This is a genomic window from Bdellovibrio sp. HM001 (assembly GCF_055397275.1).
Genome location: NZ_AP029174.1, coordinates 497657 through 516877 on the forward strand (window position 1 = coordinate 497657; position 19221 = coordinate 516877).

At 49.8% G+C, this 19221-nt stretch carries 16 protein-coding genes; 13 read left to right on the plus strand and 3 right to left on the minus strand.

The window, feature by feature from the left end; translation table 11 throughout:
- Positions 1-40 precede the first annotated feature (40 nt).
- Complete coding sequence (locus ACZ5ZZ_RS02460) at positions 41-1771, minus strand: hypothetical protein (protein WP_464141065.1); 1731 nt, start codon at positions 1769-1771, stop codon at positions 41-43.
- 244 nt (positions 1772-2015) lie between these two features.
- Here ACZ5ZZ_RS02460 and ACZ5ZZ_RS02465 point away from each other — a divergent pair, with 244 nt between their 5' ends.
- From ACZ5ZZ_RS02465 to ACZ5ZZ_RS02520, 12 genes are all read left to right on the plus strand, one after another.
- Positions 2016-3533, plus strand: a complete 1518-nt coding sequence (locus ACZ5ZZ_RS02465) for a L,D-transpeptidase family protein (protein WP_464133190.1) — start codon at positions 2016-2018, stop codon at positions 3531-3533.
- Positions 3534-3636: 103 nt separating this feature from the next.
- Positions 3637-4035, plus strand: a complete 399-nt coding sequence (locus ACZ5ZZ_RS02470) for an HIT family protein (protein ID WP_464120015.1) — start codon at positions 3637-3639, stop codon at positions 4033-4035.
- 16 nt (positions 4036-4051) lie between these two features.
- Entirely contained in the window at positions 4052-4603 is a 552-nt protein-coding gene (locus ACZ5ZZ_RS02475) for an inorganic diphosphatase (RefSeq protein ID WP_464120016.1), read from the plus strand.
- Position 4604: 1 nt separating this feature from the next.
- Complete coding sequence (locus ACZ5ZZ_RS02480; RefSeq protein ID WP_464133191.1) at positions 4605-4847, plus strand: DUF1653 domain-containing protein; 243 nt, start codon at positions 4605-4607, stop codon at positions 4845-4847.
- A 9-nt stretch (positions 4848-4856) separates the two neighbouring features.
- The gene (locus ACZ5ZZ_RS02485; RefSeq protein ID WP_464141067.1) at positions 4857-5879 is read left to right on the plus strand and encodes an NAD(P)H-dependent flavin oxidoreductase; all 1023 of its coding nucleotides are present in this window, start codon (positions 4857-4859) and stop codon (positions 5877-5879) included.
- A 153-nt stretch (positions 5880-6032) separates the two neighbouring features.
- Complete coding sequence (locus tag ACZ5ZZ_RS02490) at positions 6033-7334, plus strand: hypothetical protein (RefSeq protein ID WP_464133195.1); 1302 nt, start codon at positions 6033-6035, stop codon at positions 7332-7334.
- 37 nt (positions 7335-7371) lie between these two features.
- Positions 7372-8457: an imelysin family protein gene (locus ACZ5ZZ_RS02495; RefSeq protein WP_464120020.1), complete on the plus strand. Its 1086-nt coding sequence runs from the start codon at positions 7372-7374 to the stop codon at positions 8455-8457.
- Between the two features lie 12 nt (positions 8458-8469).
- Positions 8470-9978, plus strand: coding sequence for a di-heme oxidoredictase family protein (locus ACZ5ZZ_RS02500; RefSeq protein ID WP_464141069.1), 1509 nt, complete (start codon positions 8470-8472; stop codon positions 9976-9978).
- 350 nt (positions 9979-10328) lie between these two features.
- A complete protein-coding gene (locus ACZ5ZZ_RS02505) occupies positions 10329-12065 on the plus strand; it encodes a chemotaxis protein CheA (protein WP_464141071.1) in 1737 nt (578 codons plus the stop codon).
- The gene (locus ACZ5ZZ_RS02510; protein ID WP_464141073.1) at positions 12062-12829 is read left to right on the plus strand and encodes a chemotaxis protein CheW; all 768 of its coding nucleotides are present in this window, start codon (positions 12062-12064) and stop codon (positions 12827-12829) included. Before ACZ5ZZ_RS02505 ends, ACZ5ZZ_RS02510 begins: the two co-directional genes overlap by 4 nt.
- Positions 12826-14388 carry a chemotaxis protein CheB gene (locus ACZ5ZZ_RS02515; protein ID WP_464141075.1) on the plus strand — a complete coding sequence of 521 codons (1563 nt, stop codon included), beginning with the start codon at positions 12826-12828 and terminating at the stop codon, positions 14386-14388. The genes ACZ5ZZ_RS02510 and ACZ5ZZ_RS02515 overlap by 4 nt, the downstream gene beginning before the upstream one ends.
- A 5-nt stretch (positions 14389-14393) precedes the next feature.
- On the plus strand, positions 14394-15782 hold the full coding sequence (locus tag ACZ5ZZ_RS02520) for an aldehyde dehydrogenase family protein (RefSeq protein WP_464141077.1): 1389 nt from the start codon (positions 14394-14396) through the stop codon (positions 15780-15782).
- 43 nt (positions 15783-15825) lie between these two features.
- On the opposite strand, the gene ACZ5ZZ_RS02525 is transcribed toward ACZ5ZZ_RS02520, so the two are convergent.
- Positions 15826-16032: a hypothetical protein gene (locus ACZ5ZZ_RS02525; protein WP_464120026.1), complete on the minus strand. Its 207-nt coding sequence runs from the start codon at positions 16030-16032 to the stop codon at positions 15826-15828.
- Positions 16033-16227: 195 nt separating this feature from the next.
- Here ACZ5ZZ_RS02525 and ACZ5ZZ_RS02530 point away from each other — a divergent pair, with 195 nt between their 5' ends.
- Positions 16228-17172: a hypothetical protein gene (locus ACZ5ZZ_RS02530; protein ID WP_464141079.1), complete on the plus strand. Its 945-nt coding sequence runs from the start codon at positions 16228-16230 to the stop codon at positions 17170-17172.
- On the opposite strand, the gene ACZ5ZZ_RS02535 is transcribed toward ACZ5ZZ_RS02530, so the two are convergent.
- Complete coding sequence (locus tag ACZ5ZZ_RS02535) at positions 17169-19103, minus strand: response regulator (protein ID WP_464141081.1); 1935 nt, start codon at positions 19101-19103, stop codon at positions 17169-17171. The two genes, ACZ5ZZ_RS02530 and ACZ5ZZ_RS02535, sit on opposite strands and share 4 nt — an antisense overlap.
- Positions 19104-19221 lie beyond the last annotated feature (118 nt).

Sequence of the window (19221 nt, forward strand, 5' to 3'; positions counted from 1 at the left end):
CTTCAAAGTGTGGGTTCTTTTATTTTCAGCAGTTGTTTTGTTACTCGCACTTGTCCAGAGCTTTAGGGGCTTGTTGCTGCACGGCTTGTTTGCAGCTCTCGGGGATGGCTGCTTTACTTAGCTGCGCCAGTTGCAGAGAGCGGAACAGGCCAGTGGAATGAATGGTCTCGGTATCCTCTTTTTCGACCTGAAGGCTTGGAGTCCCTTCTGTCGAAGCAAAGAGACAGCCATAATTGCTTTTTCCGTTCAGGCTGTTTTGCATGCCGGTCATAACTTTTCCGGCAATCACGTCTGCAAAGTCTTCTTCAATAAAGCGGGTGCTGCCCTGTTTGCCTGCCAGGCAGGATTTTTGTGAGTTGAAGCTTTGGCTGAATTTTGAGACCAAATGGCCGAATTCATGTGCCAGAATCGCCACGCCATAGGATGGTTTTTTCACCGACAACCAGCTGGCTTTGATTCCAGTATCCGTCGTGTGGGCGGCATCAGAGATCCGCAAATCCACCAGGTGGAAGCAGTTGGTTGGTTTCGGGTTGAGGGTCATCGAAAGGATGGTGGCCAGGGTGAACGTGCCAGAAGTATCCAGGTTTTTAAGGTCACTGATGGCGTCTTTGGAATCAGCCGTTAAATCCTTCAGGCTTTGGGACCAGAATTTCACGGCCTTCTCGTTTGTCATAGGGCTGTAGACGACGGCCTTTTGTACAACTTGGTAGGCGGGGTCCTGAGCGCTTAACAAAGAAAGGACCTGCTTGCGAACTTGTTCAGTCGTTGCTTTGAAGGCGGTCACTTCACTTTCTTGCGGATACAAATTCAGGGCTTGGGTCATTTCTTTCTGGCAAAGGTTCAGCATTTCCGTTTTAAGGGACTCAAGGTCTTTCAGCTGTTCTTTCAAAGTGGCCTTGCCATAGATTTGTTTCATCTCTGCCAGATCCAGGTTGATTTGCTGGGCGATGTTGTTCTTTTCATCCATCACGGCATCGATCAGACGCAAGGCAAAGCTGTTGTCAGCCAGACCTTCAAGTTCATCCATTTCAATGACTTCGCCATTCAGGAATCTTTGCAAGGCTCCGGTTTTCATATTCAGGATGCGGCCTTTGGCTGCATTGTTGATCTTTTCTTCCAGCTCCAGAATCTTGTTGATTTCAACCTTGGTTGCATCGGTCAGATTCTTGCCATTGTGGATGGCAGTGAAATAGGCCGATGCCCCTTTTACTTGTTTTAACGTATGTGCCTTAATAAAGGCTTCATTGCCCAGAAGGCCGATAATGCTTTTCTGGGTTTCGGTGGCTTCGGGACGAACAAGAACATAGATGGCCTTGATCAGGCGGGCTTGATCCTCTGCGACTTCAACTTTGTCAAACTGGGCTTCTTTTTCAGCGAAATATGCCAAAGTTGCCGAGGTCTGTTCGATACGGGCGTTGACTGTCGCCAGCACTTGGGGGGCAAGGTGTTCATCATAATATTTTTTCAAAGTCTCGTTGGCACTTGCCGCATCGGTCATCAGTTTTGTCAAAGAAACCTCAGCATTGGCGGCACACAGATCCTGATAGCAGCGTTGGCCGACAGTCAGATTGGAAGCGTCAGCGGTTGTTGCTGGGTCTGAAGTCTTCTTGGTGTCTTCAGCTTGTTTTTGAGAAGTCGTGCTTTTTTCAGCAGCTGGCTTGGTTCGCACTGTGTGAATGCTCGCACCGTCGATTTTTTCTTTCTTACAGGCGGTCAGTGTTGCACACGAAGCAATCATACCCAAAGTCAGCATTGTTTTAGACCATCTCATTTTGAGACCTCCCAAAAAAGTTCAACAGGTGTAGATCTTTTATGCGATCAGCTCGCATTAGATTTCCTGCGCCAGCAAGAGTCCTGTCACATTTGGTAAGGAGCAAACCTGAAGCCAGAAAAATGTCTAATTGCATGAGGTGGGTTTAGTTTTGGAAATCTTCCGGGCAGAGGCCCAGTCCAACCCTAACATTGCAGCCCGTTTATGGCCAAAATTTAGATAAGGAAGAACATGAGGAGGGGTTATGGAGTTGATACGTCTCATGGTTTTCTGGATTGTTCTGAGCCTGTCCCTGCTTGCGAATGCACAGACTCAAAAGGAGTACCTGACCGTTGTAGATAGAATATCCTTGCAGGATCTGCGCGAGGCGATGATTCGGTCCGGAGACCACGGTGTGAATGCAAAGAGCTACTGGAGTGATGCCATGGAGGCCACTTACCTGCAGGATTCAGGTAATCCCAACCTGAAGGCTCAGGCCAACTTGAATTTTCTGAGGCTTTTAAGGGATGTGTCGTCGGGTGTGGTGGATCCGGCCTTGGTGGGGGTGGATGTCAAACTGACCCGTAAGCCATTTCTGACAGTGAAAGAATTGGAAGAAAAGCTGGTCGTCGCAGCCTCCAATCCATCGATCTTGCTGGAAGCGTTGTCACCACAGTCCCCGCAGTATTTGGCTTTGCGGGACAGCCTTCGTAAAATAGACCGAATCTGTCAAGCCGGGGAATGGGGTCCTCTTCCCAAGGTGAAAAAGACATTGAAGCTGGGAAGCAAAGATCCAGTTCTGATTCCGTTGAAAACACGCATGTCACAATTGGGATATCCGATGAACAATCTGGACGATGTCTTTGATGACAAAGTTTTTGCGGCGGTGAACGACATTCAATGGAACTTGCGTTTTAAGCCCGACAGTAAAATTTCTCCGGGGGGTAAGACGTGGAAATATTTGAATGTGTCTTGTCAGGATCGAATGCGTCAGGTGCGTCTGGATATGGAAAAGCTGCGCTGGTTTCCACAGCACTTTGAAGATCGTTATATCTTTGTGAACCTGGCGATGTCCTATTTCAGCCTGGTGGATAAGACGGGTGGCAGCCTTTACACCATGAGCTTTCGCACGATCAATGGACGTCCTGAAAGAAAGTCTCCCACTATGAAAGACAAGATCGTTTACCTGGTCATCAATCCATTCTGGGTGGTGCCACCGACGATCTTCCGCGAAGACAAAGTGGAGGAAATCAAAAATCTATGGCCCTGGGAAATCCGGCAGTACTTTGATCGTCACAACTATGAAGTCTGGAACAAGTCCTTCACGCAGAAGCTCGATCCGGCCAGTATCGACTGGTACAACATGGATCCTAATCAGGACGCCAATATCTATATTCGGCAAAGACCTCATCGTATGAATGCCCTGGGTTCTTTGAAGTTTATGATGACAAACTCTTATGCGATTTATTTGCATGACACGAATCAAAGAGAGCTCTTTGCCGAGCCACACAGGCTGCTCAGTTCCGGATGCATAAGAGTTGAAAAGCCTGTGGATCTGGCAGAGTACTTGATGCGGGGAACGGCCTGGGATCGTCGCACCATTGAAAGATATATGGCTAAGCCCGGAGAGGTTCTTGAAAATGAAACCCGTGTGCAGCTGAAGCAGCACATGCCGGTGTATCTGGTCTTCCTGACATCGCAGCAGAGTTCAGACGGTGTACTGAGATTCGCAGAAGATTCCTATAAGCAGGGCCCCCGTTTGTTACGCTTGGGTGCGTGGTAACTGCTGCTTTCTTAATGGGGAGTGTTGAAGATGTTGGAGGACTGGCCAAACGTCACTGATTAAGGCATGATTTTTCTGTACTATTTTAATTTGAGGAGAAATCATGCCATCTGTATTCACAAAAATCATTTCCGGCGAACTGCCTTGTTACAAAATCTATGAAGATGATCGCGTCCTGTCTTTCCTGGCATTGGATCAGGTAAATCTGGGGCATACACTGGTTATCAGTAAGGAAGAAATCAACCATTGGACAGAGGTTCCTGCAGAAACCTATGCTCACCTTCACAAGGTGTCCCAGAAAATCGGCAAGGCTATTTTGAAGGCGGCAGGTTCACCGCGTGTCGGCCAGATGGTGGCGGGATTCGAAGTGCCGCATTACCATTTGCACTTGATCCCGGCTTGGTCTATCCCGGACCTGGATTTTAAAAGAGCTCAGCGTCGTTCCGATGCAGAGATGAAGCAGATTCAGTCTGAAATTATCAAGCATCTAGAAAACTTATAATTCCTGGAGGTTTCCCATGAATCCTTGGCATGACATCAGCCCTGGCGAAAAGGCTCCGCAGATCGTAACGGCATTGATTGAAATTCCTCGGGGCTCTAAAACCAAGTTTGAACTGGACAAGGCGTCAGGTCTGCTGAAGGTGGACCGTGTGCTGTACAGCTCGGTTCACTATCCGGCAAACTATGGTTTTATTCCCCGCAGTTATTGTGGTGATAATGATCCGTTGGACATTCTGGTGCTGGGACAGGCAGAGGTTTATCCGTTGTCCCTGATGCGGGCTCGCCCGGTGGGTTGCATGCGGATGATTGATCAGGGTGAATCAGATGACAAAGTCATTGCGGTCCACGAAGACGATCCGGAGATGGCACATGTGCAGACGATCAAGGATCTGGCGCCTCATAAGCTCAAAGAAATTCGAAACTTCTTTGAGATCTACAAAGGCCTGGAGAATAAGAAGGTCGAAGTGGAGGGCTTTCTGGATCTGCCTGAAACATTGAAGATCATCAATGAATCCTTCGAGCTTTATGAAAAAGAGAAGGAAAAACTTCTGAAAGAAGCGGGAAGATAGGATGCAAGATTCCAAGCCAGAAACAGACATTATTCCCGGCGCTATTTATCAGCACTACAAAGGTCGGCTTTACAAGGTCATCGGGCTGGGGCATCACAGTGAAACACTGGAAGATGTGGTGCTGTATGAGTCTCTGTATGACAATCCTTTGGGACGCCTGTGGAGCCGTCCGGCACACATGTGGAATGAGCTTGTGGATGTAAACGGGGAAAAGGTGCCACGTTTTAAGTTCCTGTTTAAATAGGAGCTTGCGATGCAATGGACACTGACATCACTTCCGATTATCCAAGGGCCTATGGCGGGCGGATTTACCACGGCAGAGTTGGTGTCGGAAGTGTCCGAGTGCGGGGGCCTGGGTTCGATCGGGGCCGGGTACATGGCGCCAGAGTCCCTGCGCCTATTGATCCAAGCGGTGAAGGCCCGAACACGGAAACCTTTTTCCGTAAATTTGTTTATTCCCTCTGATGTCCCGGTGGATACGTCCCAGGTCGAAAAAATGAAACAGTGGCTGGCTCCGTATTATCGGGAGCTGGGTTTTGCTGAAGTCCCCGAATTGAGTTTTGATCCGGGGCTGTTTGAAAAGCAGTGGGATGTGGTTTTGCAGGAAAAAGTTCCTGCCTTCAGCTTTACTTTCGGTTGTTTGACGGGGTCGCAGATGCAAGCTCTGAAAGCTCAGGGTGTGTATGTCATGGGTACGGCGACTACTTTGGCGGAAGCCCTTGTCTTGCAAGAGCAGGGATGTGACGCCGTCGTAGCTCAAGGGGCTGAGGCTGGTGGGCATCGTGGATCGTTTCTTGGTGAAACGTTTGAATTAATTCCTACCAAAGAGCTGGTGCAAACTTTGTCGTTGAATTTAAAGATTCCAGTGATTGGGGCTGGAGGAATCTGTGACCGAGAAGGACTGGATAAAGTCATGACTGCCGGTGCATCCGCCGTGCAGATTGGCACTGCGTTCCTGGTCTGTGATGAAAGCGGAGCCTCGAAAGAATACAAGCAGGCACTTTTGTCGGCTCGTCCGGAAAAGTCTGAAATGATCAAAGTTTTTTCGGGCCGATGGGCTCGCGGTCTGACGAACAGATTCACGACAGAAATGAAAGTGCACGAAGCCGAGATCCCGCCGTATCCCCTTCAGCATTGGTTGACGACACCGCTTCGTCGAAAAGCCCAGGAGCTTGGCAACACTGACTTTCAGTCCCTGTGGGCAGGACGGGGTTTGGGGACATTGCAGGCTGGTTCGGTTCGGGAGTTTATGGCAAAGTTAGCCAACCCCGTCTGAGGAAACCACGAGTTTCCGCGGGTTTCTATCTTTGTTATCAATATGCTTTCATCTGACATTCAGGAAATTCTCAGTTAAGCAGAATTCTTAGCGCGTCTCTTTACCTTTGTCTGCCGCGAGCCTACAAACGGGCCTCACGGAGATATTGATAAAATGAAATGGGTCCTATATATCCTTTTTGCCTTTTCTTCCGCAGCTCATGCTCAGGAAGTTTCCCCGGCCACCGCGACGACAACGGCCACAACCACAGCAGCTGAAGTGACACAAGTGGCTTCATTGCCGGAAGTGAAAAAGGACTTCCCGCAGTTCGAGTTTACTTCTTATGGCTATATCTCTTTCAGTCAGGGCGAGACCTTTAAAACAGTCCAGAATCTGGAGCCGATCGTTCGCCGTTCCATGGATTTGGCAGAGTTCGCCTTTGAGGGGGAATACCATCTGAACGACAGCGCCAAAGTCGAATTCGAAGTAGAGATCGAGCACGGCGGTGTGGGCACAACGGTGGAATTCGATCCTTTTGAAGAGTTCGGTGAATTCGAACAGGAAATTGAAAAAGGTGGTGAGGTTGTTCTGAAGGAAATCGTTTACAAAAAGGATTTCAAGAAAACCGACACAGCATTGAAAATCGGTAAGTTTCCTTTGTTCATTTCCTTGGGTACGGTGCTGAGCAAGCCACATCGTTACCCAACGATCCTGGCTTCGGATCTTGAATCCCGCATGATTCCCTTGGGCTGGACTGAAACCGGTGTTTCAGTGGAACAAAAATACCGCGGCTTCACAGGTCGTCTTTCTTTGGTGAATGGTTTGAACTCAGAATTCTTCCGTTCGTATTCTTGGGTCGGTGGTGGATATCAGCGTCACTTTGAAAACATGAATGCTGACAATCTGGCGACGGTGGCAAGCATCGAGTGGGGCAGCGTTGCCAAAGGCACGGGTGTGGCGATTGCTCAATACGTGGGTGATACCACAGACAACCGCTATAAAGTGGACAAACTCAAAGTTCCTGGCGAGGTCCGTATCACAACCGTGATGGGCAACTATAAATGGAATGGTTTTGGAATTGCGGCCGAATACATTGAGGGTTCCTTGACCAACGCAGATAAGGTTTCTGCAGCGAATGCCACCTTGGGTGGTCTGGCAAAACCGAAAGCCTTTGCTCCGTTGGGTTCCAAGGCGCGTCTGGAAAGCGTGCAGCTTTCATATGACTGGGCGGCGCCCGGTTTGACCTTCTATGTGAAGGCCGAACATGTAAATACGTTTGCAGACGTCATGGGGAACATCACCAAGAACCCTCGTTACGATGTCAGCCGTCGTTCGGGTGGTTTTATGTGGATGTGGGACACAGCGGCCTTCATGAAAGTGCAGTACTCCCGTGACAAAACAGAACTGCAAGGTCTGCCAGAGACATATCAGGCCAATGTGGCCTTCGGCTTCGACCTGTCCGCGTTTGAAAAATAGATTTTGAAATTTTATTAACAACCATAAGGAGTACTCAATGAAAGCTCTTAAATTGATGGTGGCAGCCTTGGCTTTTGCCGGTGTGACAGCACAAGCGGCCTCCAACAAAGAAATTATCAATCACGTTTCTTACAATGTGATTCTGGCGACTTACAATGATCTGGCTGCCAAAACGGCAGAATTGTCCCAAGCTGTTGAAGTTCTGGCGGCAAATGTAAATCAAGAAAATCTGGATAAAGCCCAAGCTGCTTGGCGTGCGGCTCGTATTCCCTGGGAAAGCTCCGAATCCTTCCTGTTTGGTCCGGTGGACTCTTTGGGAATCGATCCGTTGTTGGATACATGGCCTTTGAACAAGCTGGATCTGGATGCGGTGATGAACTCAAACCGTGCGATCACAACGGATCTGGTTCGTGGTTTGGGTACAAACCTTCAAGGGTTCCACACGCTGGAGTATCTTTTGTTCGGCGACGGCAAAGTCACGAACACAAAACCGGCTTCTGCTTTGACGGCAAAACAAATTCAGTATTTGCAGGCTTCGGCTCAGTTGTTGGCAGAACACACGGCAGAACTGGCTCATGCCTGGACAACCAACTATGATCCGGAAAATCCAAAGGCTCCGGGTTATGTAAAAATCATCAGCAACCCTGGGATGAACAATCAGTTCTACTCCTCTGAAAGAGCCGTGATGGAAGAATTTGTTCAGGGCATGATGGGAATCGTGGATGAGGTTGCCAATGGTAAAATGGCAGATCCATTGGGGGCCGACATCGGTTCTGCAAACATGGCGCTGGTGGAATCTCCCTTTGCATGGAATTCTTTGAAGGACTTCCAGCACAACATCCGCTCTGTTTACAGCATCTATACTGGCCACTACAAACAAAACAAAGGCCCGGGCGTAAAAGCCCTGGTAGAAAAAGTGGACCCTGCTTTGGCAGCCCGCGTGGAAGCGGACATTATCAACTGCATCAACTTGATCGAAGCCATCCGCCCGGCAAATGGGGGCGACTTCGGCCAGGCGATCTTCACAAAAGATGGTCGTGCGCGCACTCAGACGGCGATTGATGCATTGAATGCACTCCATGCAACTTTGGAATCTGAAGTTCTTCCAACTCTGGATATGTAAGCGGGAAAAAATATGAAAGCCTGGATTGTTATTTCTGTATTGAATCTTATGGCGGGGGCGGCGACGGCTGCCCCACAGATTGACATGGATTATGTGTACGCGGAAAAGTCCGGCGGAGATACAACTGTATTCTTCAAAGGACAATCAATCTGGGCTTTCCGTAATCCGGCTGCAAATTTGTCTGAAGCAGAGATCGCCCGTCATCTGACCGGCGACGCTCTTTTTGAGAGAAATTTCTCTGATGATGCCAGCCGTTTTGATCATGGCTTGGGGCCTGTTTATAACAATACCAGTTGCAATGCCTGCCATTCCAAAGATGGCCGGGGGGCATTGCCTGTGGTGCCCTTCAACAAAGAGTGGGTTCTGCTTCGTCAAAATGAAGCCGTTTTCCTGCGCATCAGTATTGAGGATGGTGTCAAGCGCCCAAAGAATAAGGAAAACAACTGGGGAGCGCCGGTTCCGGTTCCAGGCTTCTCGGATCAGCTCTTCCACCTGGGGTCTTTGGGAGTTCGTGAAGATCTTCCTGGTGCCGGGCAGGCGCAGGTTTGGATGAAGTACGAAAAAAGCACGTTTGTTTATCCCGATGGCGAGGAAGTGGAGCTGCGCAAACCTGTATTCAAAGTCACAGGGGCCTATGACGAGTACTTTGATTCCGTGACAGGTCAAATCCGAAGCCGTCTTTATGAAAGGGATGTGAAGATGGGGGCTCGCATTGGCACGCCGATGATCGGCCTGGGATTGCTCGAGGCGATTCAAGAATCTGACATTCTGGCGTTGGCAACCCGAGATCTTTCTGCGGAAGGTGTCAGCGGTCGTCCGAACTATGTTTTTGATATCGAAAAAAGCATGGCGGGGAATCCTTATCCAGTGTCCATGGGGCGTTTTGGTTTGAAGAATAACACGCCGTCAGTACTGCATCAGTCCTTAGGGGCTTTGCGTGGGGATATTGGGGTGACCAACTACGCGTTCCCAGTTGAAAGCATTGCGGGAACGCCTTTGCTGGATGCTTTCAATCAGGGCCGTCAGCCAAGTCAGACTTTGGAGGCCAGTGATCAGGTGGCAAATGATTTGGTGTTCTATTCGCAAACTTTGGCTGTGCCTGCGCGCCGTGGAGCCACCGAAGCAGAAGTCATTCGCGGAGCGGGTCTTTTCCATCAAGTCAGCTGCACGACTTGTCATCACCCCAGCTTCACAACCGGCGATCATCCGATCAAGGCGTTTGCAAATCAGAAGATCTATCCATACACGGACATGCTTTTGCATGACATGGGGGATGGCCTGGCGGATGGACGTCAGGATTTCGATGCTGATGGCCGCGAGTGGAAGACTCGCCCGCTGTGGGGGATGGGTCATACTCAGACGATCAATCCTCGGGCAGGTTTCCTGCATGATGGCCGGGCCCGAACACTGGAAGAAGCGATTCTGTGGCACGGAGGTGAGGCCGAGTATTCAAAAACTCGGTATACTCAACTTCCCAAAACGGATCGCGCCGCTTTGATTCAGTTCATCAAGTCTTTGTAATGACTTGTTTCAATCTGAACTGGGAAAGTTAAAACTGGACCTCAGAAAAGTGGCATCTAACAGTCTGACCATAGTACCATGAAGACAAGCTTCTATTGGGGCTGGTAAGGAGGTGGTGCTTATGGTTAAACACGTAGACATAACCAAGGCGGAGGTGGCGTCCTCTTAGGACGACTGGACCTTCGCCGAGGATTCGAAAGAATCTTGTAACAAGAGCGACCGTGAAGGTCGCTCTTCCTTTTTGAGCTCACATATCATCCATTAATTTGAAATCCCGGTCCTAAGATAAATCCCTGAAATGCCGATAAAATTCTGGAAACCTCTTAAGCAGAAAGCGGGCCTTCCCAGAAATGGCAGATGATACAAATCAACTAGAGAAATCACAGCAGGAAGGTGCTGTCTTCATCGATTTTGAGCAAGTCGAAGAAGTTTCCCGCGCATTCTTTGAAGAGTCCAAAGAGATTCTCGAAGATCTGGATGCCTTGATTCTGAAGCTTGAAGCCAACCCGCAGGATCAGGATCAACTGAATATTCTTTTTCGAAAAATACATACGTTAAAAGGCAGCGTGGGGGCGGTTCCCGGAGGACAACTTCTGGGGTCTTTAGCTCACGAGTTTGAAGCTTTGTTGACGCGAATCAAACGCGAATCCCGGCCGGTCACCAAAGCCTGCGTGGATATCTTTCTTAAAAGTTCACGCATTCTCAAAGTGCTGGCGCAAAGCCTGCGTGAAAAAAGGGAAGTCTATCCCGAAGAGCTCAGCGAAGCCATTGAGGTGATTTCCTCTTATGGCAGTTTCAGTTTTGAAAATGAAACACCGTCAGGCCCGACGCGCATTCGAGAGGCGGCAGCAGCAGCCAGTTCCGGGGATGATCCCGGTGTTTGGCTTTCCACGGCGCAGTTGAATGAATTCCTGCGTTTATCCGGGGAACTGCTGGTTCTAAAAAACTTCTTCCAGATGATGAATCAAACTGTGAACTTTCGCATTCAGCCGGAAGTCTTCGAACGTCGTCAGGGGGACTTTGCCCAGAATCTGGGTAAGATCTGTGACCAGTTTCAGAATCAGGTGCAGGTGGCGCGGAAGGAAAAGGCGGGTGACAGCTTACAGGCTTTGCCGGTGCTGGTTCGCCAGGCCTCGACAGAACTTAATAAAAACGTCCATCTGGAAGTGGTGGGTTCCGAACTTTTAATCGACAAGGGGCTGGGCAAGGATCTTTATGAATGTCTGGTTCATCTGGTTAGAAATTCCATTGATCATGGTATCGAAGATCAGTTTGAGCGGGCCTTGCAGGGAAAGAGCTCCATCGGAACTTTGCATTTGCAGATCTTCGAAAAGAGTGGTTCGGTCCACGCGGTTTTTAAAGATGACGGGAAAGGTCTGGACAAGGAGCGCATCCTGCAAAGAGCGATAAAAAACGCTCTGGTCACCGCCGAGGCGGCAGACCGTCTTTCAGAAGATGAGATTTACAAATTTATTTTCCAAGCGGGCTTTTCCACAAAAGACAAGGTCACCACGATCTCCGGACGCGGTGTGGGGATGGATGTTGTCCAGGCGATCGTGGAAAAATACGGTGGTCGAATCACGGTGGAAAATCATCCCGGCCTGGGGGCGTCCTTCCATCTGGAGCTTCCAATTCCACAGCACATCATGGTTGAAAGCGCCCTGTTGTGTGTCTGGGGTGAACATCAGTTTGCGGTTCCGCTGTCGTCCGTGGCACATATCACCTCGTGTGAGGAACTCAAGATCAACACCGTCCAGCATCTGCGCTATTGCCAGTTCAGTGGTTTGACGGTGCCGTTTATGAATTATGATGAAATTCTGAATTTGAACCTAAAGGTTTCTGACGAAGTCGCACGGGGTTCTTCGGCGGTGTTTATTCGCGTGAAGGATCAGGTGCTGGCTTTGATGGTGGATCGAATTGAAGCGCAGACAGATCTGGTGGTTAAATCCTTCGGCAATCTGATTCGTGAGCAAAAAGGCTTCAAGGGTATTTCCATCCTGGCGGATGAGAAGATCACCTATATCGTGGATCCGGAAAAGATGTTAGCGCTGCTGGCACTGCCAGAGGAAAACAGGGAGGCTGCATGAGCGATTTCTTCGGTGATGACTTCACGGCCGAGCTTAAATCCTACTTTCTGGACAGTTTGATCAAGGAAGTCGAAAAGTTTTCTGATCTGACCGATGAAAATCTTTGGCGCCGTATTCGCGGTGAGGTGGCAGAACAAGCCCGCAGTTGGGCCGTGGATGCTCGCACCAATGAGTTTGAACATCTGGCATTATGGCTGGAAAGTTTTGAGCAAAAGTCCGAGGAAGTTCAAGGTGTCAGCGAACTGTTGAAGGCTCTGAAGACTTTAAAGTCTTATGCGGAAGCGCTGTTGCAGGAAAAAGAAGACAGCGCGGATCTGGCCACGCGGTTTGCTTTGAACTCTCAGAATCTGCGCCAGGTGCAGCTGCTGCACTGTCGTTCGGGCCAGCAGGAGTTTGCAATTCCTATCCTGAGTGTGATTGAGATCAGTCCACGCCTGCCCTTGTACAGTCTGCCTGAGCGTCAAAACGGCGTCTTGGGTGTCGTCCCTTTTAGGGGTGAGGCTGTCCCTGTGGTGAATTTGCAGGATCATGGCTTTGTGTCAGTGGATTCTGACAGTCGCTTTTATGTCATCTGCGAACAACAGGGGATTCGCTTCTCTTTGCAGGTGACGGGGACGGAGGAACTGATCACACTGAAAGAAACAGAACTACAAAATATTGAAAACCATCCCCACATGATGTCTGCCGACTTTATTCGCCAGTTTTTTATCAAAGACTCGCGCAGTATTATGGTGCTGGATCTTGAAAAACTGGTGGCAGCATGAATACGCACTATTTGTTTCCTGGAAAAATCGCCGCTTTTCGCGAAGAGACGATCATTTCAACTCTTCTGGGCTCTTGCGTGGCGGTGGCCCTGCACGATCCGACAACACGCATTGGTGGCTTAAATCATTATCTACTTTCTGATGGTGCCCCGGATGATCATGTGAACACCCGTTACGGAGTTCATGCGATTCCCCTGTTGGTCGAAGAATGTGTTCGGCTGGGAGCGAATCGCAGCAAGCTGCAGGCCAAAATCTATGGTGGCGGCAATGTGATCAGTGTGGCGCAAATCGGAGAAGGGATCGGGAAGCGCAATATCGAGTTTGCGGAAAAAACTTTGCGCGAACTGGGAATTCCAATCCTTGAAAAAAACGTCGCCGGAGAGGCCGCCCGCACGATTAAGCTGAACACGGCGACCTTTGAGGTTTTGCATAATTCATCTTCGCAAAGCGGCAGTGTTGACAAGCCTGTGGATTTGTCCGGCTTCCGCCCTTTGGCGGCAGCGAAAAATGTGAAAGTGCTCGTGGTGGATGATTCCGCGACAGTGCGCACCTTGTTCACGAATATGTTTACCAAAAACGGCCTGGAGGTCGTTGGAACTGCGGCGGATGCCTATCAGGCCCGTGAACTGATTCTGTCCAAGAAGCCGGATGTTTTGACTCTGGATATCGAGATGCCCAAAATGTCCGGGGTGATGTTTTTAGAAAAACTGATGAAGCATCATCCCATTCCGGTGGTCATGGTTTCTTCATTGGCCAGCACCGGGGAAGCGGCCATGAAGTCTTTAGAGCTGGGGGCTGTTGAGTTTGTCCATAAACCATCGCAGTTCGATCCGGCGGTTTTAAAAGATCTGGCCGGCATGCTGGTTGAAAAAGTGCGTGCGGCTGCGTCTGTGAATATTCTAAAGAAACTTAAAGAAGCTCCTGCGCCACAGGTGGTCCGAACGAGCACGCTTTCGACGATGCCGCGCAAGAAAGCGGCCGAACTGAAAGTGATCGTCGTCGGCGGCAATGCCGGAAGCGCAGATTCGCTGGAAAAGTTCGTAAAAGGTCTTGCGGCCGATACGCCTCCTGTTGTGGTGGCCTGCAGTACCGTTGCCAACTTCGTGACGGCCTATATCAGCAAGTTAAAAGCCGGTTCAAAGGTGACACCTGTCCTGGCTAAAGACGGCGAGTTCTTGCGTATGGGGCATGTGTATTTTATTCCTGCTGAGCACCATGGCAAAATCGTGTCACGCCCCCAAGGGCCTATGATCAATATCATGAAAGGTGCTCCGGTGGCGTCCCAGCTTCCTTCCAGCACGGTCTTGTTCCAGTCCGCGGCACAAGCTTATTCGCAAGGGGTTTATGCCGTCTTGTTGGGTGGGTTCGGGGCTGATGGTGTGGAAGGTCTCGTGGATGTACAAAAGGTCGGCGGGGCCACTGTGGTGCAACACCCCGACGAGGCGCAATTTCCCTACGCTCCTCAGAAAGCCATTGAATTGGGAGTGGCGGATGAGATACTCAATGCCGACATGTTGGCGCATCATCTGATGCAGTATCGAAACCAAAACTTATACTAGGATCTTTGTTGGAACTGCAAAACTTTATCGGAGGGGCTTTTGTCCCTTCCGACAGTCAGAAAAAAATCGCAAAATATTCTCCATTTGACGGACAGTTGCTGGCCGATATCACTGCATCCGATGCGATGGATGTGATCAAAGCTATTCAAAGCGCTAAAAAAGCACTGCCTGGTTTTAAAGACCTTTCCTTTGAAGAGCGGGCGTTGTTACTGAAGAAGGTAGCGCAGGCTCTAGAGGACAAAGCGTCACACTATGCTTATCAAGAGGCCTTGCATCAGGGACTGCCGCAAAGTTTTGTTCTGGAAAATTCAATCCGGGTGGCGATAAAGCTTTTGCGCCAAAATGCAGAGTCGCTGCAACAGCCACTCTCGTCGCAGATTCAGGTGCAGCCGGTGGGACTGGTGGGAATAATATCGTCCTGGTCCTTGTCCTTGCGCCTGGTCACCGAACGTATGGCCCCGGCGCTGGCGGCGGGGAATGTGTGTGTGATCAAGATTTCTGAAAAGTCCCCGATCACGGCGCAGATTCTTGGCGAAGTCTTGCAAGCCGCAGGGGTTCCCGCCGGCGTGGTCAACGTATTACAGGGCGATGAGGACGTAGGAAGAGTCATTGCCGGTCATCCCAGCATTCACGCGGTGACGGCTGCGGGTAAAACCAGCACGATGGAAAGTATTGCCAAGGCCGGACTTTCTCAGTTTAAAAAAATGCAGTTGTCTGGCAGTGTGAAAAACGCAGCGATTGTATTGGCCGGAACTGACTTTGCCAGTCATATGGATGAAATTCTGCGCTCTTTCCTGATCGGACAGGGGCAGATGTGCTGGAACACTTCGCGCTTGTTTTTGCTGGAATCTTTCCAAAAAGAATTTATGGAGTCCCTAAAGACCAGGCTGGATCAGTTAGAGCCGTTAAGAGATCCATCCGGATCGTCCCCTTGGACACCACTGATTTCCGCCGAAGCGGTGGAAGAGGTTCTAAAGAAAACTCAAGGTGGTGTGTCCGAACACGGGAAGGTCGCCTGGGGTGCAGAGAAGGTGATTGGTTCCGGATTCTTTGTGAAGCCGGCGATGATGGTGGATCTGCCAAACTGCTCTGTTTTGCAACAGGATGAACTTCAAGGTCCTCTGTTCCTAATAACGTCGGTCAAGTATCAGCATGAAATCGCCAAGTGGGTGAACACCTCTTACCTTGCGCACTCTGCAGTGATCTGGGGTCCGGCGGAAAAGCTGGACAAGGTGATCACGCAGTTAGAATGTGCACAGGTCTGGATGAACGAATGGATGAAGGGCGAAGGCCCGACAATCTTTGGGCATAAGCAGTCCAGCTTCGGCAACCCCGATATGTCCTGGTCAGGGACGTTCTATTCGGATGTTAAGATCTTGACGGGAACCCGGTAACGTCAATCATCTGACAAGATTCCCGTCGAAACATTGGCTGGACTTAGTTCAGAATATGGGTGCGATTGCGTGTCTTCACTTCGCAGTGTGGGCAGAAGGCCTCTTCTTTGACTTCGGAAAGCTCTCGATCGGCGATATGTTTTAGCTCCAGTACGGTGCCGCAAAGTATGCAATTGTTTTGGGAAATGATGAACTCGCGGTGTTGTGCTGATTCGGCTTTTTCGAAGTAGTTGATCTTGCTGTATTCCATTTGCCTCTATCCTTGGGGCGTTCATCGTCGTCCTGACGAAGTCTCCTTTTCGGAGCATTAATGTGTCTATGCAAAAGCTGTTCACAGGCCAAAGTCCGGCGTCCGGACTCAATCTTGAAGTACTGGGATTTCGGGCAGGAACTGAAATTGAGAAGAAGTGAAATCAGACAATCGGCCTAACAAAGGAATCTTAAAATGAAATCGTATTTACTTTTGCTATTTATTTCAGTCCCCCTTCTTCTACTATCCGGCTGCGTCGAAATTAGAGATGAAAGCGAACCAACAGCTGGGGATGCCCCTGTCACTCCTTCAATGGTGGAGGAGGTTAAGGGAGATAAGTTCGTTATTGAGGGCGAGGTATTTATTTTCAAAGGCAAACTTCTACAAAAGAAAGAGTTGGAGTTTGAGATGTATAGGGCTGGGCAGAAGACCTTACCTCGCGAGACGGGTGACTTTGAGTTTCGTTTTGCCGAGTTGGTATTTGTAGAAGGGGCTATACTGAATACCATGGGGCATCGAGTTCGCTTCCATGTGGACAAATTGAATGTTTCCCAGGGGGCTTTGATTCGGACTTTTCCGGAACTGACTAAAGCACCAAAGGGGGTTGTTGGGCGATCCGGGGGGCATTTGTTTCTGAATATAGGAACCGGTAGGGGACGCTTAGCAATTGAAATGCGCGGGGAAGCCGGTGGTGATGGCTATGATGGCCCTCCTCCGACACCAAACATGAATGGAGCTAATGGAAGAACCATCACAGTGGGCTGTTCATCGACGTCACAAGATTTGATCCCCTCTTTTGGCGGAGACGGAAAGCAAGGTCATGGGGGAGAATCCGGGAGAAACGGCGGTCATAGTGGAACGCTAGAGTTGAGCATACAAAAGGAGATTGGGTTTTCCGTTTCTTTGACCAAACATCCTGGTAAGGGAGGGGCTGGGGGACTGGGCGGAGCTGGAGGAAAAGGCGGTATCGATGGTAGCAGAATTCCGGGTCCCAGCGGAAAGGGTGGAAGATTCTGCAAAGTCCAAGTTGATAGGGCACGCGGTGCTGACGGGCCGGTTGGGCCTACTGGAACTGAAGGAACAAGTGGGATTGCTCAGGCGGCGTGTGTGACCCGTGATGGAAAGGCCACCTGCTTTTAGTTACCTTCCATCGAATAATTCAGAATAGTTTGTATCAGGAATTCCACTTGCACGGGCTTGGTCAGATAGTCCGTGCAGCCAGCTTCAAGGCATCTTTCGCGATCATCTTTCATCGCATGCGCTGTCAGGGCAATGATGGGTTTTTTGTAGCCTGCCTGACGTAGTTTTTTTGTGGCGGTATAGCCATCCATCACGGGCATTTGAATGTCCATCAGAATAATATCAAATTCTTTTTCCAGAGCTTTCGTGAGTCCTTCCTGACCGTTGGTGGCCAAGGTGAGCTGGGCCCCGCGTTTGGTCAGCATTCTTTGAATCAACAGGCGGTTGTCCTCGACATCATCGACCAGCAAAATGGAAGTGGCTGAAAGCTGTTGTCCCAGATGAACCTCTTTTGGTAATCCCAAAGAAGGGTTGGTCTTCGGATTTCTGGGAATATCCAGCGCAATTTTGACGACAAAGGTGCTGCCTTTTGTGGTTTCGCCTTCTGCCAGGGTGACGTCGCCACCCATCATCTGGGCCAGGCGGCGCGACAGCACAAGGCCCAAACCTGTGCCCTCATACTTGCGTGATATCGAACTGTCGATTTGACTGAAAGCCTGGAACAATAAGCTGCGTTGTGCGCTGGAGATTCCCACACCCGTATCTTTAATGGTGAAGACCAGATAGGGTCCGGAGATTTCGTAAGTCATGCGCACGTAGCCTTCATCAGTGAACTTCACAGCATTCCCCAGAATGTTGGTCAGGATCTGACGCAGGCGCAGAGAGTCGGTGCGGATCACGTCCGGTACCAGTCCGCGGCGATTGAATTCGACATGCACAGGTTTTGATCCCACCCGAGCCACCATCAGGATATGCAGGTCACTCAGCAAAGACACAAGATTCACGTTGTGGGACTCCAGCTCCAGATGTCCGGCTTCCACTTTCGAAAGATCCAGAATGTCGTTGATAATCCGGGTCAGATGTTCGCCCGTCCTATGGATGATGTTGACGTATTGCAAGCGTTCTTCTTCCGTCAGGTGAGAGTCCTTCAGCAGATCTGAAAAGCCGATGATGGCGGCAAGGGGAGTGCGAATCTCGTGACTCATGTTGGCCAGGAAGAGGCTTTTCGACTGACTGGCTTGTTCGGCCTGGCGGCGGCCACCGATGCTGCTGCTAAGGTGGTGAGCCATATTATTAATGGACTCGGCTAACTGCCCCAGTTCGTCCCCCGATCGAACGGGAACTTTCACATCGAACTTGCCTTCGCCGACCTTGAAGGCGGCCTCGTTAAGTTCTATCAACCCTTTAGAAAGATTGCGGCTGAATGAAACTGTCAGTAAAAGGCCGACACCTTCGACAAGCAGAACGGCTAAAAGCAATGTCACCATCAAGACCTGCTCTAACCAGCGGGAGCCCTCACCAAGAGTGTGAGAAAAAGCCTCTTCCAGAACCGTCAGGCGTTCATTGAGCAAATCCACCTGGTTCAAAGCGGCAATAATCTGGTCTTCTTTGGCTCCTTGCTGGATAAGACTGTGAAGCTGATTTCCATAGCCAATCAGCTCTTGGGTCATCTTGTCGCCTTCTCGCCAGATCTGAATGGCCTTGTTCACGTAGTTGAAATTGTGAAACCGCAGGATCAGCTTGGTGATCCCGGTAATATCGTCGGGATGAGTTTTTCCTTCAAGGAATCCTTCCCGTGCGCGTGCCAGGTCCGGGGGATTTTCCTCAAGGGCAAGACGAGCTTTGCTGTCACCCAAGGGCACACGGACGTTGCTTTGAAATTTTTCAAAGTACACACTGTCTTTGGTGCGAGCGTACTTGTGCAGATTTAGCACAGCATCTTTTTGCGCTTTGGACCAATTACTCTCTCCGGCGACAAAACCACGAACGGATGAAAGAGTGTCCATGGCAAAGTAAAGAGTGAAGAGCTCCAGTGTAATCAGAAGCGCCATGACTCCGATAACGATATAGAGTTTATTTGCTACAGAAAGAAATTTCCAGAAACGTCGAAGTCCCATATGCACTAACTTATCGGCATATATGACTATTGTTGTAAACAAAAGAGCTTTT